A 13,563-nucleotide genomic window follows, 5' to 3' on the forward strand; every position below is an offset into this window, starting at 1 on the left:
TATGCCCCTCCACGTACACGCCAACCCCTACGCCTGGCCCTGGAACGGTGACCTGCGGCCCGACAACACCGCGCTGCTGGTGATCGACATGCAGATCGACTTCTGCGGCCCCGGCGGCTATGTGGACAACATGGGCTACGACATCGCGCTGACGCGCGCGCCCATCGCCCCGCTGCAGCGCCTGATGGCGCGCATGCGCAGCCTGGGCTACGCGGTGATGCACACGCGCGAGGGCCACCGCCCCGACCTGGCCGATCTGCCGGCCAACAAGCGCTGGCGCTCGCAGCAGATTGGGCGCAACGGCATCGGCATTGGCGACGTCGGGCCCTGCGGCCGCATCCTGGTGCGCGGCGAGCCAGGCTGGGAAATCATTCCCGAGCTGGCGCCGCTGCCCGGCGAGGTGGTGATCGACAAGCCCGGCAAAGGCTCGTTCTACGCCACCGACCTGGAGTTGGTGCTGCGCACGCGCGGCATTGCCAACCTCATCCTTGCGGGCATTACCACCGACGTGTGTGTGCACACCACCATGCGCGATGCCAACGACCGCGGCTTTGAATGCCTGCTGCTGAGCGACGGCACCGCCGCCACCGACCAGGGCAACCACGACGCCGCGCTGAAGATGATCACCATGCAAGGCGGCGTGTTTGGCGCACATGCCCCCACCAGCGCGCTGCTGGAGGCACTCACATGAGCGACCTAATTCCCCCACCCCGCCCCGCCACCGGCGCCATGGCGCTGGAGACCTATGCGCTGACCAAGCGCTTTGGCAGCTTCACCGCCATGGACCAGGTCAGCATGCGCGTGGAGCCGGGCACCGTACATGCACTGCTGGGCGAAAACGGCGCAGGCAAGAGCACGCTGGTGAAGTGCGTGGCCGGGTTTCAGCGGCCCGATGGCGGCGGCATCCTGATCGACGCACGCGAGCACGACATTACCAACCCGGTGGTGGCACGCGCCCTGGGTATTGGCATGGTGTACCAGCACTTTACGCTGGCACCAGGCATGAGCGTGGCCGAAAACCTGCTGCTTGCGGGCAACCAGATTCCGGCACTGGTGAACTGGAAGGCCAAGCGCGCGGAGCTGCAGGCCTTTCTGGCAACCACACCGTTCCAGTTGGACCTGGATGCCCGCCCTGCCGAACTGGCGGCGGGCGAGAAACAGAAACTGGAGTTGCTCAAGCAGCTCTACCTCAAGCCGCGCCTGCTGATCCTGGACGAACCGACGTCGGTGCTGACGCCGCAGGAAGCCGACGACGTGCTGGGCCATGTGCGCCAACTGGCGCACAGCGGGCAGTGCTCGGTGATCATCATCACGCACAAGTTCCGCGAGGTGATGGCCTATGCTGACGCGGTCACCGTGCTGCGCCGCGGCCGCGCCGTGCAGCACGCCCTGGTGCCCGACACCAACCCCACCCTGCTGGCCCAGGCCATGATGGGCGAAAGCGGCGCGGGCACACCCGCTATGGAGCCAAATGGGCTTCCAGCCCCCGAAACCATTGCGCCAGAAGCTAGTGAAACCATAGCAAGCAACACAATCCCGGCCCTGCAGGTACACGACCTGCGTGCCATGGGCGACCGCGGCAAGCTGGCGCTGGACGGCGTACATCTGCAGGTGCAGGCGGGTGAGATCCTGGGCATTGCCGGTGTCTCGGGCAACGGCCAGCGCGAGCTGGTGGAGGCGCTGGTGGGCCAGCGTCCGCGGCTGAATGGCGTGGTGCAGGTCACCGGCCAGCCCTACAGTGCCACGCGCGAAGAAAACCGCCGGCTGTGCGTGCGCAGCCTGCCCGAGGAGCCGTTGCGCAATGCCTGCGTGGGCGAACTCTCAGTGTCGGACAACATGGCGCTGCGCGACTTTGACCAGCCCCCGCTGTCGCGCGGCGGCTGGCTGCGCAAGGCCGCCTGGCGCCACCGCGCGCGCGCCTGGATTGCCGACCTGGGCGTGAAGACGCAGGGTGAGGACGCTCCCATCCGCAGCCTCTCCGGCGGCAACGTGCAGCGCGCGGTGCTGGCGCGCGAGCTGGCGGGTGACATCAAGGTGCTGATTGCGGCCAACCCGGTGTTCGGACTGGACTTCTCGGCCGTGGCCGACATCCATCTGCGCATCCGGCAGGTGCGTGACCGTGGCGCGGGGGTGCTGCTGATCAGCGAAGACCTGGACGAGCTGCTGGAGCTGGCGGACCGCATCGTGGTGATGAGCGAAGGCCGCGTGGTGTTTGAGACGGCCGCCGCCAGCGCAGACCGCAAGGAGATAGGTGCCCACATGGGCGGAGGACACGCATGAAGATTGCCGCACAGCCCTTTGATTTTTCGCTGGAGCCCGCGCAGGCCGCGCTGGTCATCATCGACATGCAGCGCGACTTTGTGGAGCCCGGTGGTTTTGGCGAAAGCCTGGGCAATGATGTGTCCCTGCTGCAAGCCATCATTCCGGCCTGCCAACGCGTGCTGGCGGCGTGGCGCGCCCGGGGCGGCCTGGTGGTGCACACGCGCGAAGCGCATGTGCCCGACCTGTCGGACTGCCCGCCAGCCAAGCGCAACCGTGGCAATCCCACGCTGCGCATTGGCGATGTGGGGCCCATGGGCCGCGTGCTGGTGGCGGGGGAGCCGGGCAACCAGATCATTCCCGAGCTGGCGCCGGTGGAGGGCGAAATCGTCATCGACAAACCCGGCAAGGGTGCTTTCTACGCCACCGGCCTGCACGAGATGCTGCAGGAACGGAGCATCCAGCAATTGCTGTTCATGGGCGTGACCACCGAGGTCTGCGTGCAGACCTCCATGCGCGAGGCCAATGACCGCGGCTACGAGGCCCTGTTGCTGGAGGATTGCACCGAGAGCTACTTCCCGGCCTTCAAGACGGCGACGGTGGCCATGGTGCACGCCCAAGGCGGCATTGTGGGCTGGACCACGCCCAGCGCGCTGCTGCTGCAGGGTCTGCAAGGCTGATGCGCCCCGGCGAACGCTGCTAGAGTTTGGTGCGATGCCAACGACCACCCGCACCCCCAAGACCCCGGCGCCCACCACCCCTCCCGCCGAACGGCGTTCGCGTGCGGACGAGGTCTACGACCAGCTCAAGGCCGACGTGGGCGAATTCCGCCTGGTGCCAGGCGACCGCTTTACCGAGAACGAAATCAGCGAGCGCCTGGGCGTGTCACGCACGCCCGTGCGCCAGGCGCTGACACGGCTTCAGCAGGAGGGCTTGGTGGAGGTGCTGTTTCGCAGCGGCTGGCGCGTGCTGCCGTTTGACTTTGACCAGTTTGACCAGCTCTACGACCTGCGCATGGTGCTGGAGACCGCAGCCGCCCACACGCTGTGCGAAGACGGCACACCGCGCCGCCCCATCAACCACGCGCTGCTGGACCAGCTCAGCGCCATCTGGATGGTGCCGCCGGCGCAGCGCAGCACCGACACGCAGCAGGTGAGCCAGTGGGACGAGGCCTTCCACAGCACCTTGGTGGCGGCCGCCGGCAATGAGGAGATGGCGCGGGTGCACCGCGATGTGACGGACCGCATCCGCATCATCCGCCGGCTGGATTTCACCAAGCAGGCGCGCATCGAAGCCACCTACGACGAGCACGCCAAGATCCTCAAGGCCATTCTGCGCAAGCGCGGCGACGAGGCCACGCGCCTGCTGCGTGCCCACATTGGCAGCAGCCAGGCCGAGGTACGCAAGATCACGCTGCACCAGGTGCACCTGGCACGCCAGCGCGCCGGCGGCGCCTAGCCCCTCATCTACGCGACTTTGCGAAACGTGAGATTGATACGGCGCCGGCCCAGCAGCGGGTGGTCGCCATCGGCCACGGGCAGCACGCCGTGGAAGGCCAGCCGCGAGGGGCCGCCCCAGACCACCACGTCGCCATGGGCCAGGCGATAGCGCTGGGTCTTGCCCGTGCGCTGCAGGCCGCCGAACAGGAAGGTGGCAGGCAAACCCAATGACAAAGACACCACCGGCGCGCGCAGGTCGCGTTCGTCACGGTCCTGGTGCAGGCCAAGCTTGTTGCCGGGCAGGTACTGGTTGATGAGGCAGGAGTCCGGCACAAAACCGGGGTAACCCGCCTCGGCGGCAGCATGCACGGCGAAGCGCTGCAGGCACTCGGGAATGACAGGCCAGGGCTGGCGGGTACCGGGAAGGTAGGGGGCGTAGCGGTAGCCGCCGGGTTCGGACACCCAGCCCACGCTGCCGCAGCGCGTGGTCTGGATCGACATGGTGTGGCCACCCGGCGTTTGCATGTGGCGCAGGGGCGACTGCTCGATGACGGACTCGGCTGCGGCCAGCAGCTGCGCGTCGTCCGCCCGGCCCAGGCCGCGCAGCAGCACGGCACCGGGCGCGATGGTGGTGCGCAGGTCTTCGGTGGCCAAAGGCAGGTCGTCAAACAGGTCCACGGGGTGGGTGCGGAGGTGGAATTGAAGCACTGTATTTTTGCACAGTATTTGGCTTGCAACGCCCCAGCACGTCTTGCTTGCCATCAAGAAACGAAGCACGGAGAATCGGGGCCTGGGGATTCCTCCTGATGTCGTCCGCTGGCACTTGCCGCCAGACGCCCTCGCAGAAGGGTGCACACACAGGCGAAGAAGTTCGTTGGAAAGTGTTCCATGAGTGGCCCTGTTCCCACCACGCCGCCGGTCAGCCCGGTGAGCGAAGCAAGCGCCGTATCGGTACGGCAACGGCGGTACGCCTTTCTGATCAGCATGGGGCTGATTGCCTGGGGCGTGGTGCTCACGCCCTTTGCCAACAGTCCGTGGTTCCCGGTTCCTGGCTATATGACGGCCTTTGGTGCGGCCATGTTCGTGACCAACGTGTTGCTGGCGGCGCTGCTGTTCAACCGCGGTGTGGCCGAGCGCAGCGCAGCCACCGTCAAGCTGGGGGCCGCCTACCTGTATGTGGCGGCCATCTTCCTGCCCTTGATGGCGGCGTTTCCAGATGCCTTTGTGCCTGGCAACCTGATCGGTGCACCGGTGAGCGCGGTGTGGCTGTGGAGCTTTTGGCACGCCGGCTTTGCGGCGCTGATCTTGCGCTACGCAAGGGATGTGCAGCGCCTGGCGGCAGGACACCACGGCAAGCGCCTTTGGCCGATGCGCGAATGCGTGGCCGTGGTGGCCACGGTGCTGGTGCTGGCAGGCGTGGCCACGGCGGGCTTGCCCTGGCTGCCGGCGCTGTTTGCCAACGGGAAGACGTTTTTTGAAGGGCCCATGCAACTCATTGCCTGGGGCGTATTGGGCGTGAACGTCCTGGCCTTGCTCAGCGTAGCGCGCATCCGCAACAAGACGTCGGAGCAGGTCTGGCTGGCCGTGGGCATGATCGCGGCGTGTCTGGATGTGTGGCTCACGTTCCACGGGTCCACCCGCTTCTCCATGGGCTGGTACCTCGCCAAGGTGGGCAGCCTGTTTACCTCCATGGCGGTGCTGATGTCGCTGTTTGTGGACCTGACCTCGTTGTACCGCCGGGTGAAGCAGGTCAACACCATGCTGGCCCAGCTGGCCAGCCGGGACGGGCTGACAGGGCTGGCCAACCGGCGTACCTTTGACGACATGCTGGCCACCGAATGGCGGCGTGCGCAGCGCCTGCAGCAGCCGCTGGCCTTGCTGATGCTGGATGTGGACCACTTCAAGCTCTACAACGACACCTATGGCCACCTGGGCGGCGACGACTGCCTGCGCCGCGTGGCGGGTGTCATTGCGGCGCACGGTGCGCGGCCCGGGGACCTGGCGGCGCGCTACGGCGGCGAGGAGTTCGCGGTCATTCTGCCCAACACCGATGCAGCCGGCGCCGCCAACCTGGCCACACGCATCCGCGACGGTGTGGCCGCGCTGGGGCTGCCGCACCCGCAATCCAGCCCGCGCAGGGTGTCGGTCAGCATTGGGGTGGCAGTCACGCAGCCGAGCCAGGCGCAGCAGCCCGCCGCCTTGGTGTCCCAGGCGGACAGGGCGCTGTACAAAGCCAAGCACCTGGGGCGGGACCGCGTGCACGTCGCCGCCGATCCTGTGGCGGGCGATACGGCGACAGCGAGCGCCGCGCCCCACTACCTGGCGGGCATGGGGCCGCTATCAATTCAATAGCTTCTCGCGCATATTCTGCGAGGGCCAGCGACTGATTTCCCTTGAAACTACAGCCGACCCTGCTGGCGCAGCAGCTGCGCGCGTTCGCGGATGCCGGCCTGGCCACGGTGCAGCGCTTCTTCGCTGGTGTGGACCGAGTAGGGGCCCGTGAACAGCTCATGCGGATGCAGCACGCCGGAGCCGAGCACGAAGGCGGTGTCGGTCTGCGCTTCAAATGCAACGGCACCGCCAGCGTCGTCAAACACGGCCAGGTCGCCGGTGCGCAACGTGGCGGGCGCGGTCAGCTCGCCTTCACCCACTGCAGCCCAGGCCACGGTGTGGCCGACCGGGGGCACAAAGCGCCAGGTTTCACCAGCCTTCAGATGCACGCCCAGGTAGGTCATGTCGGACGGTGCGGGGATGGGGCTGGTCTGGCCTTCGTAGGTGCCGAGCAGCACGCGAGCCGGGCCCGCGTGGGGCACGCCCTCGGGGCCCAGGTAGATGCTGTGCGCCTCGGCTAGTTCCAGTTCAGGCGGCATGGCCACCCAGAGCTGGAAGCCCAGCACGCGCTCGGTGTTGTCGGGCGCGCCGGTGTGCCAGACACCGCCGCCCGCCATCATCCATTCCACCCCGCCATTGGGCAGCACGCCGCGCGCGCCGTGTTCGCCAGTGGTGTCTTCGTAGGCGGTCTGGCCGCTCATCAGGTAGGTGAGCGTGGCAATGCCCGAGTGCGGATGCATGCCAAAGCGTGGCGGCTGACCGCCGGCGGCTACCTCGAAACGGTCGAGAAAGATGAAGGGCTTGAGCACCTCGCCCAAGTCGCCGGGGCTGACGAGGCGGGTGATGGGACCGTGGGTGCTGCCACGGGTCTGGTGGACGATGGAACGGGTAGGGAGGGGAGCGAGGGTGGCTTCCATGGGGAACTCCTGGTGCAAACGGGTGGGGCCGCCGAATGCAGGCCGATGCACCAAGGGTAAGGGTGCTCCACCCGCTTTGCTAGGGGTGGGCGCCGGCATTCACTGTCCTGTTTTTGAGGCGAATCGCACCCCAAATCCCGCTACAAACCCTTTTCCACCATATCCAGCAGGCGCTGGCCAAACATCTCGAAATGGGGCCCCACGGGCGTGGCCAGGGGGCCGTCTATCACCAGCAGGGCCAAGCCGTGGACGGCCGACCAGGCCAGGACTTCGGCGCCAGGCCGTCGCGCCGCAGGCAAGGCGCCAGACTGCACGAGCAGATCGAGGGCGTCGCACAAGAGCTCAAATGGGTTGCGCCCGCTGTCACCCACGGTAGGCCATTCGGGCGTGGCCTGGATCAGGCGGTCCGACAGGGCAAACGCTGTTCGGAACAGGCCGGGCTCGGCCTTGGCGTAGCGCAGGTAACCAGTGCCCACCGCGCGCACGCTGGCGCGCGCGCGGTCCTGGGGCGACAGGTCGCTGGGCAAGGCCGCCAGGGCGGCCTCCATGGAGCGGGCCACGCCCGACAAGGCATGGGCCCGCACGCCGAGCAACAGGTCCTGCTGGCTGGCGAAATGGCGGTAGGCGGCATTGGGCGCCACACCCACGCGGCGGGTGGCTTCTCGCAGGGTGATGGCCACAGGTCCGCCGGACCGGGCCAGGCTGATACCGGCCTCCAGCAAGGCACGGCGCAGGTCGCCATGGCGGTAGGTGGAACGAGCAAGGGGGCGAGCTGCAGGCATGAAACATCGAATGTGGACAGTGTCCATTATCTTTGCTATTCTTTTGTGGACGGCGTACACAAATACATTTCCCCACTGTCCCCGCAGGAGATTTCCATGAAAGTCGAACCGTATCTGTTCCTCAATGGCCGCTGCGATGAAGCCATCGCCTTCTACCAACAGGCGCTGGGCGCCGAGGTGACGTTTCTGATGCGCATGAAAGATGCGCCGGACCCACCGCCGCCGGGTGCGATCCCGGAAGGCTTTGACAACAAGGTGATGCACGCGAACCTGCAGATCGGCGGAACGATGCTGATGCTGTCGGATGGCAACAGCAACACGCCGCCCAGCTTCAAGGGCTTTTGCCTCTCGCTGGCAGTGGCCAATCCGGAAGAAGCCGCACAGCGCTTTGCGGCGCTGCTGCCCGGTGGCAAAGTCACCATGCCGCTGGGCAAGACCTTCTGGTCGCCCGCCTTTGGCATGCTGGAAGACCAGTTTGGCGTGGGCTGGATGGTGATTGCCCCCTGAAAGGAAACCGAATGAACCAGACCTACCAAGGCAGCTGCCATTGCGGGCAGATCCGCTTCGCGGTGCAGGGTGAGCTCACCGGCGTGGTGGACTGCAACTGCTCCATCTGCCAGCGCAAGGGCACACTGATGTGGTTTGTGCCACGTACCCAACTACAGCTTCTGACACCGCCGGAAGACATGCGCACCTACACCTTCCACAAACATGTGATCCGCCACCAGTTCTGCCCCACCTGCGGCATGCATCCCTTTGGCGAGGCCACCGACCCCGAGGGCAAACCCATGGCGGCGGTGAATGTGCGTTGCCTGGAAGGCGTGGACATTTACGACATCCCGGTACACCACTACGACGGGCGCTCGCGGTGAGCGTGGGCCCCGACAAACGCTGGCCCGCCCTGGTGTTGCTATGCCTGGGCGAGCTGATGATCGTGCTGGACACGACCATCGTGAACGTGGCCCTGCCCTCCATGCAGGCCGACCTGCGCTTCAGTGACACGGCGCTGGTGTGGGTGGTGAATGCCTACATGCTGACCTTTGGCGGCTGCCTGCTGCTGGGTGGACGCCTGGGCGATCTGTACGGGCACCGCCGGCTGTTTCTGGCGGGCATTGTGCTGTTCACGCTAGCGTCATTGGCCTGCGGCCTGTCCACCACGCAGTGGATGCTGATTGCCGCGCGTGCCGTGCAGGGCATGGGCGGGGCGGTGGTGTCTGCGGTGGCGCTCTCGCTGATCATGAACCTCTTTACCGAGCCGGCAGACCGTGCCAAGGCCATGGGCTTTTACGGCTTCGTCTGCGCCGGAGGCGGCAGCGTGGGCGTGCTGCTGGGCGGCCTACTCACCAGCGCGCTGAACTGGCACTGGGTGTTTCTGGTGAACCTGCCCGTGGGCGTGGCCATCTATGTGGCCTGCACCCGTTTGCTGCCTGCGGGTGGTGGCGACCACGCGCCACAGCGGCTGGACGTGGCGGGCGCGCTGAGCATCACCGCCGCGCTGATGCTGGCGGTGTATGCCATCGTGGGCGGCAATGCAGCGGGCTGGGGCTCGGGGCAGACGCTGGGCCTGCTGGGCAGTGCGGTGGCGCTGTTGCTGCTGTTTCTGGGCATCGAGTCGCGCGTGATCGCGCCGCTGGTGCCGCTAGGCCTGTTCCGGCTGCGCAACCTGTCGATCTCAGCGGTCATCGGCATGCTGTGGTCGGCAGGCATGTTTGCTTGGTTCTTTGTGTCGGCGCTGTACATGCAGCTGGTGCAGGGCTACAGCGCCATGCAGGTGGGCCTGGCCTTTCTGCCCTCCAACCTGCTGATGGCGGCGTTTTCGCTGGGCCTCTCGGCCAAGATGGTGATGCGCTGGGGTGCCCGCGCGCCCTTGGCTGTGGGCCTGCTGCTGGCGGCCCTCGGCCTGACCCTGTTTGCGCCGGCGCCGGTGCAAGGCGATCTGTGGCGCGACGTGCTGCCCGGCATGCTCTTGCTGGGCCTGGGCGCCGGCATGGCGCTGAACCCGCTGCTACTCATTGCCATGGAAGGCGTGGACAGCGATGCCTCGGGTCTGGCGTCGGGCGTGCTCAACACCGCCTTCATGATGGGCGGTGCGCTGGGCCTGGCGATTCTGGCCAGCCTGGCAGACGCGCGCAGCAGCAGCCTGCGCACCGCCGGGGCCGATGCGGCCACTGCGCTGGCCGGCGGTTACCAGCTGGCCTTCTGGGCAGGTGCGGTGATTGCGGCGCTGGCAGCAGCCCTGGTGTGGTGGCTGCGGCCGGCGAGCCCGGGGGTGGCCCCGACAGCTGCGCATTGATGCCGCCTTTCGCGCTATGATTTCAGGAGCTGCTTGCGCAGATTCCACGGGGCCAATGGCCTCTTTCATTCATCACCGCGAAAGAAGGCTGCATGCCGCATCTGGTCATCCTCTACACCGCCAACCTGGACCGCGAGACCGACATGTCGGCCCTGTGCCGCACCATGGCCGACACCATGCTGGCGCAGCGCGACGAGAACGGCAAACAGGTCTTCCCCACCGGCGGCGTGCGCGTACTGGCCTACCCGGCGGCGCACTATGCGGTGGCCGATGGCAAGGGCGACTATGGCTTTGTCTACCTGAACCTGCGCATTGCGCGCGGGCGCAGTCCGGCGGTGCAGAAGCAGATGGGCGACGCACTCACCGCTGCGGTGGGCACGCACTTTGCCGCCCTGCTGGCGCAAAAGCCACTGGGCATTACGCTACAGGTGGACGAGGGCCACGAAGTGTTTGACGGCAAGCACAGCACCCTGCATCCCCTGTTCAACAAGGCCTGAGCGGCACCGCACCATGGGACGCATGCGCGGTTGGGGTTTGCTGCTGGCGGTGGCCGTGCCGCTGCTGATTTTCTTCAGCTGGTCGCGGCTGGGCGGCGAGACATCGCGCATCAACCTGGAGCGCTACGAGGCCTGGCAGGCCCGCGACCTGGCCCAACTGATGCAGCCGCTGCACACCCATTTTCTGAAGCAGCAGAAACCGGCCGCGGCCGGTGATCTGGCGCTGCCCGCCATCCCCGCCCACAGCGGCGTGAAACGCTGGGTACTGCAGGCCGACAGCACGCTGCTGGTGGAGCTGGACGCCAAGGTGGACGGGCGCGCGGTGCGGCTGCGCTATGTGCCCATCGTGCGCAATGCAACGGGTATCTATTACGACTGCGTGAGTGAGGCCTCGCCTGTCCAGGTGGGCCGCGTGTGCCGGGCCGAGGTGCTGAAATCGGTGGCCGACGTGCCCGCGCAGCTGGATTCCAATGCGCAGGTGCTGGCGACGCTGCCGCCGGTGCACAGCGCCTCCGGTACGGCACTGGCGCCTGGCACGCCCACCGGCAGCGTGGTCGTGGTGCCGGCCACGGCCCAGGACCTCAACCAGTGCGGCTTCCAGTGCGTGCAGCCGCAAAGCTGCGTCACGCCACGCCCCCTGGCATGCGCCACGCTGGTGGACGAAGGCAACAGCCGCCGCCAGGAGATTGCCGCCACGCCCACCGACTACCGCGGCAACAGCCTGGCCACACGCGCAGAGGCCGATGCCGTTTGCGCCCAAGCCCTGGGCGCGGGCTACCGCGTGGTGGAGGCCGCAAGCCTCAGCGGCGTGGTCCACCTGGGCGGCAGCATGGAGTACTGGGTGCACAACCCGCTCAACCCCTCCGCCAACTGCTGGCGCGGCAGCTAAGACCGCCCTGCGCCCTCAGCGCGTCTCAACGTGTAATGGCCACCAGCACGCTGCAGGGTGCGTGTGCGATCAGGGCCTTGGACAGCGGACTCTTCCACCAGCGGGCGGCCCAGCTGTCCAGATGGCGGTGGCCCACGACGATGAGATCGGCGCCTACGTCGGTAGCATGGCGGCAGATCTCGTCCACCGTGTCGCCCACCAGCAGCACGCCGCTGGCCTGGTGACCGGCCTGGCTGAGGCGGGCGATGCCATCGTCCAGCACGCGCTGCATGGCCTCCTTCTCACGCTCCATGAGGCTGCTGTCATAAATGCCACCCTCGGCTGCCGCGAAAGTAACCTGCGATGGCAATACCGCCACCAGCGTGAGTTCGGCCTGCGACCACTGCGCCAGATCCTGGCAATCCAGCAGGGCCTGTTGCCCGCTGGGCGATCCGTCATACGCCAACACAATGCGCTTGTACATGGTGACCTCCTTCCAACGATGGACAGACTGCGGCGCAGCCCTGCCTCAGGTATAGGCGGATTTGCCCGCGCTGGCAACAGGGGCGGCCCGCCTGCACACGGCGCCCCGAAACAGGGCATAAAACTTCGGACAATAGGCGCTTATGCAGCACCCCACCCACCTCCCTGTTTCCGCCGGCCCGGTCCGGCCCACAGCCTGGTGGTGGCTGGTGTTGTTGGCGATGCTGCTGCCCTGGGTGAGCCCCTTTACCTGGGGACCCAACCCGGAGATGGTGCAGCGCCTGCTGTCGCTGGCCTGTGCGGCGGCATTGCTGGCGGGCTGGTCGCTATGGGGTGCGGCCCAGCCCCTGCGCACGCTGGTGCACAGCCTGGCCTGGGCCTGGCTGGCGGCGGCGCTGCTGAGCGCCTGGGCGGGGCTGCTGCAGTACTTTGGCGTGGCCGCGCCGTTGGCACCCTGGATCAGCCCCACCGACGCCGGCCTGGCCTACGCCAACCTGCGCCAGCGTAACCAGTTCGCCTCGCTCACCAGCCTGGGGCTGGTCGCCCTGCTCTACCTGCTGCACACCGGCACACCGCGCCTGCGCTGGCAACAGGCGGCTGCGGGGCTGGCCGTGCTGCTGCTGGCGCTGGGCAATGCCGCCAGCAGCTCGCGCACCGGCGCGCTGCAGTGGGGCGCCGTGCTGCTGCTGGCCCTGCTGTGGCGGCGCCAGCGCGCGCGCGCGCTGCTGGTCTGGAGCGCCGTCGCCGTGCTGGCCTACCTGCTGGCGGCACTGCTGCTGCCGCAAACGCTGGAGTGGCGCACCGGCATGGCCGGCAGCAATGCGCTGGAGCGTTTTCACGAAGACTCGGGCTGTGGCGACCGCAGCGTGCTGTGGCACAACATGCTGGAGCTGATTGCCCACAAACCCTGGGGCGGTTGGGGCTGGGGCGAACTGAAATTTGCCCACTTCATGACACCCTACCGCGGCGAACGCTTTTGCCAGCTATTGGACAACGCGCACAACCTGCCGCTGCACCTGGCGGTGGAGCTGGGCCTGCCGGCGGCACTGCTGCTGTGCGGCGGCGCCCTGTGGTTGGTGGTGCGCGCGCGCGCCTGGCGCGAGGCCGACCCGGCCCGGCAACTGGCCTGGGCTGCCCTGTCCATCATCCTGTTGCACAGCCTGCTGGAGTACCCGCTGTGGTACGGCCCCTTCCAGCTGGCCGCCGTGCTGAGCGTGGCATTGCTCTGGCCTGGCGCCGCGCCGGTCCACCAGCGCAGCGTCCTGCGCAGCCTGGGTCTGGGGACAGCGGTCTGGCTGCTGGCGGCAATGGCCTACGCCGGTTGGGACTACTGGCGCGTCAGCCAGCTCTACCTGCCGCAGACTGAGCGCGCCGCCGCCTACCGCGAGGACACGCTGGCCAAGGTGCAGGGCTCCTGGCTGTTCCGGGAAGCTGTGCGCTTTGCCCGTGTCACCACCACCACGCCCACGCCAGCCAATGCAGCCAGCCTCTACGCCGATGCACTGCAGAGCCTGCATTATTCGCCAGAACCCAAGGTGATCGGTGTGCTGCTGGAGAGTGCCCGGCTGTTGGGCCGCGACGATGCCACCACCGGCCATATCCGCGCGCAGTGGCAGACCATCTACGGCGAAGCACTCAAAGAGCACCCTGATTTGCTACTGATTTGGTAGCTGCTAGCGCACTATCCATGGGGG

General features: G+C 67.3%; 15 protein-coding genes. 11 read left to right on the forward strand and 4 right to left on the reverse strand.

Going from position 1 to position 13,563, the window contains the following annotated elements; all coding sequences use genetic code 11:
* Position 1 precedes the first annotated feature (1 nt).
* From biuH to AC1RNN_RS09745, 4 genes are read left to right on the forward strand one after another with little or no spacing between them, the layout of a single operon-like run.
* A complete protein-coding gene (gene biuH, locus AC1RNN_RS09730; protein ID WP_493088558.1) occupies positions 2 to 691 on the forward strand; it encodes a biuret amidohydrolase in 690 nt (229 codons plus the stop codon).
* Positions 688 to 2,280, forward strand: coding sequence for an ABC transporter ATP-binding protein (locus AC1RNN_RS09735; RefSeq protein WP_493088559.1), 1,593 nt, complete (start codon positions 688 to 690; stop codon positions 2,278 to 2,280). The genes biuH and AC1RNN_RS09735 overlap by 4 nt, the downstream gene beginning before the upstream one ends.
* On the forward strand, positions 2,277 to 2,939 hold the full coding sequence (locus tag AC1RNN_RS09740) for a cysteine hydrolase family protein (RefSeq protein WP_493088561.1): 663 nt from the start codon (positions 2,277 to 2,279) through the stop codon (positions 2,937 to 2,939). Before AC1RNN_RS09735 ends, AC1RNN_RS09740 begins: the two co-directional genes overlap by 4 nt.
* A 34-nt stretch (positions 2,940 to 2,973) precedes the next feature.
* Positions 2,974 to 3,717: a GntR family transcriptional regulator gene (locus tag AC1RNN_RS09745; protein WP_493088563.1), complete on the forward strand. Its 744-nt coding sequence runs from the start codon at positions 2,974 to 2,976 to the stop codon at positions 3,715 to 3,717.
* Positions 3,718 to 3,725: 8 nt separating this feature from the next.
* Here the strand turns inward: AC1RNN_RS09745 and alkB are convergent, their stop codons facing one another.
* Positions 3,726 to 4,376, reverse strand: a complete 651-nt coding sequence (gene alkB, locus AC1RNN_RS09750) for a DNA oxidative demethylase AlkB (protein ID WP_493088565.1) — start codon at positions 4,374 to 4,376, stop codon at positions 3,726 to 3,728.
* A gap of 210 nt (positions 4,377 to 4,586) precedes the next feature.
* Between alkB and AC1RNN_RS09755 the strand changes: the two genes are divergently transcribed.
* Positions 4,587 to 6,050 carry a GGDEF domain-containing protein gene (locus AC1RNN_RS09755; RefSeq protein ID WP_493088567.1) on the forward strand — a complete coding sequence of 488 codons (1,464 nt, stop codon included), beginning with the start codon at positions 4,587 to 4,589 and terminating at the stop codon, positions 6,048 to 6,050.
* A 47-nt stretch (positions 6,051 to 6,097) separates the two neighbouring features.
* On the opposite strand, the gene AC1RNN_RS09760 is transcribed toward AC1RNN_RS09755, so the two are convergent.
* Together AC1RNN_RS09760 and AC1RNN_RS09765 are read right to left on the reverse strand one after the other, a co-directional pair.
* Positions 6,098 to 6,946: a pirin family protein gene (locus tag AC1RNN_RS09760; protein WP_493088569.1), complete on the reverse strand. Its 849-nt coding sequence runs from the start codon at positions 6,944 to 6,946 to the stop codon at positions 6,098 to 6,100.
* Positions 6,947 to 7,086: 140 nt separating this feature from the next.
* Entirely contained in the window at positions 7,087 to 7,728 is a 642-nt protein-coding gene (locus tag AC1RNN_RS09765; RefSeq protein WP_493088570.1) for a TetR/AcrR family transcriptional regulator, read from the reverse strand.
* Between the two features lie 96 nt (positions 7,729 to 7,824).
* On the opposite strand from AC1RNN_RS09765, the gene AC1RNN_RS09770 reads away from it, so the two are divergent.
* The 5 genes from AC1RNN_RS09770 (at position 7,825) to AC1RNN_RS09790 (ending at position 11,407) form a co-directional block, all read left to right on the forward strand.
* Positions 7,825 to 8,235, forward strand: a complete 411-nt coding sequence (locus AC1RNN_RS09770; RefSeq protein WP_493088571.1) for a VOC family protein — start codon at positions 7,825 to 7,827, stop codon at positions 8,233 to 8,235.
* Between the two features lie 11 nt (positions 8,236 to 8,246).
* A complete protein-coding gene (locus AC1RNN_RS09775; RefSeq protein ID WP_493088572.1) occupies positions 8,247 to 8,600 on the forward strand; it encodes a GFA family protein in 354 nt (117 codons plus the stop codon).
* On the forward strand, positions 8,597 to 10,021 hold the full coding sequence (locus AC1RNN_RS09780) for an MFS transporter (RefSeq protein WP_493088574.1): 1,425 nt from the start codon (positions 8,597 to 8,599) through the stop codon (positions 10,019 to 10,021). The genes AC1RNN_RS09775 and AC1RNN_RS09780 overlap by 4 nt, the downstream gene beginning before the upstream one ends.
* Positions 10,022 to 10,113: 92 nt before the next feature.
* Complete coding sequence (locus AC1RNN_RS09785) at positions 10,114 to 10,518, forward strand: 5-carboxymethyl-2-hydroxymuconate Delta-isomerase (protein ID WP_493088575.1); 405 nt, start codon at positions 10,114 to 10,116, stop codon at positions 10,516 to 10,518.
* Between the two features lie 13 nt (positions 10,519 to 10,531).
* Positions 10,532 to 11,407: a hypothetical protein gene (locus tag AC1RNN_RS09790; protein ID WP_493088576.1), complete on the forward strand. Its 876-nt coding sequence runs from the start codon at positions 10,532 to 10,534 to the stop codon at positions 11,405 to 11,407.
* 25 nt (positions 11,408 to 11,432) lie between these two features.
* Here the strand turns inward: AC1RNN_RS09790 and AC1RNN_RS09795 are convergent, their stop codons facing one another.
* The gene (locus AC1RNN_RS09795; RefSeq protein WP_493088577.1) at positions 11,433 to 11,870 is read right to left on the reverse strand and encodes a universal stress protein; all 438 of its coding nucleotides are present in this window, start codon (positions 11,868 to 11,870) and stop codon (positions 11,433 to 11,435) included.
* 142 nt (positions 11,871 to 12,012) lie between these two features.
* On the opposite strand from AC1RNN_RS09795, the gene AC1RNN_RS09800 reads away from it, so the two are divergent.
* On the forward strand, positions 12,013 to 13,539 hold the full coding sequence (locus tag AC1RNN_RS09800) for a PglL family O-oligosaccharyltransferase (RefSeq protein ID WP_493088579.1): 1,527 nt from the start codon (positions 12,013 to 12,015) through the stop codon (positions 13,537 to 13,539).
* Positions 13,540 to 13,563 lie beyond the last annotated feature (24 nt).

It is taken from the genome of Rhodoferax sp. GW822-FHT02D07, from assembly GCF_058802405.1.

Excerpts from the sequence above, each read along its gene's own strand:
- biuH (WP_493088558.1), top strand. The coding sequence starts at position 2 with ATGCCCCTCCACGTACACGCCAACCCCTACGCCTGGCCCTGGAACGGT.
- AC1RNN_RS09735 (WP_493088559.1), top strand. The coding sequence starts at position 688 with ATGAGCGACCTAATTCCCCCACCCCGCCCCGCCACCGGCGCCATGGCG.
- AC1RNN_RS09740 (WP_493088561.1), top strand. The coding sequence starts at position 2,277 with ATGAAGATTGCCGCACAGCCCTTTGATTTTTCGCTGGAGCCCGCGCAG.
- AC1RNN_RS09745 (WP_493088563.1), top strand. The coding sequence starts at position 2,974 with ATGCCAACGACCACCCGCACCCCCAAGACCCCGGCGCCCACCACCCCT.
- AC1RNN_RS09755 (WP_493088567.1), top strand. The coding sequence starts at position 4,587 with ATGAGTGGCCCTGTTCCCACCACGCCGCCGGTCAGCCCGGTGAGCGAA.
- AC1RNN_RS09760 (WP_493088569.1), bottom strand. The coding sequence starts at position 6,946 with ATGGAAGCCACCCTCGCTCCCCTCCCTACCCGTTCCATCGTCCACCAG.
- AC1RNN_RS09765 (WP_493088570.1), bottom strand. The coding sequence starts at position 7,728 with ATGCCTGCAGCTCGCCCCCTTGCTCGTTCCACCTACCGCCATGGCGAC.
- AC1RNN_RS09770 (WP_493088571.1), top strand. The coding sequence starts at position 7,825 with ATGAAAGTCGAACCGTATCTGTTCCTCAATGGCCGCTGCGATGAAGCC.
- AC1RNN_RS09775 (WP_493088572.1), top strand. The coding sequence starts at position 8,247 with ATGAACCAGACCTACCAAGGCAGCTGCCATTGCGGGCAGATCCGCTTC.
- AC1RNN_RS09785 (WP_493088575.1), top strand. The coding sequence starts at position 10,114 with ATGCCGCATCTGGTCATCCTCTACACCGCCAACCTGGACCGCGAGACC.
- AC1RNN_RS09790 (WP_493088576.1), top strand. The coding sequence starts at position 10,532 with ATGGGACGCATGCGCGGTTGGGGTTTGCTGCTGGCGGTGGCCGTGCCG.
- AC1RNN_RS09795 (WP_493088577.1), bottom strand. The coding sequence starts at position 11,870 with ATGTACAAGCGCATTGTGTTGGCGTATGACGGATCGCCCAGCGGGCAA.
- AC1RNN_RS09800 (WP_493088579.1), top strand. The coding sequence starts at position 12,013 with ATGCAGCACCCCACCCACCTCCCTGTTTCCGCCGGCCCGGTCCGGCCC.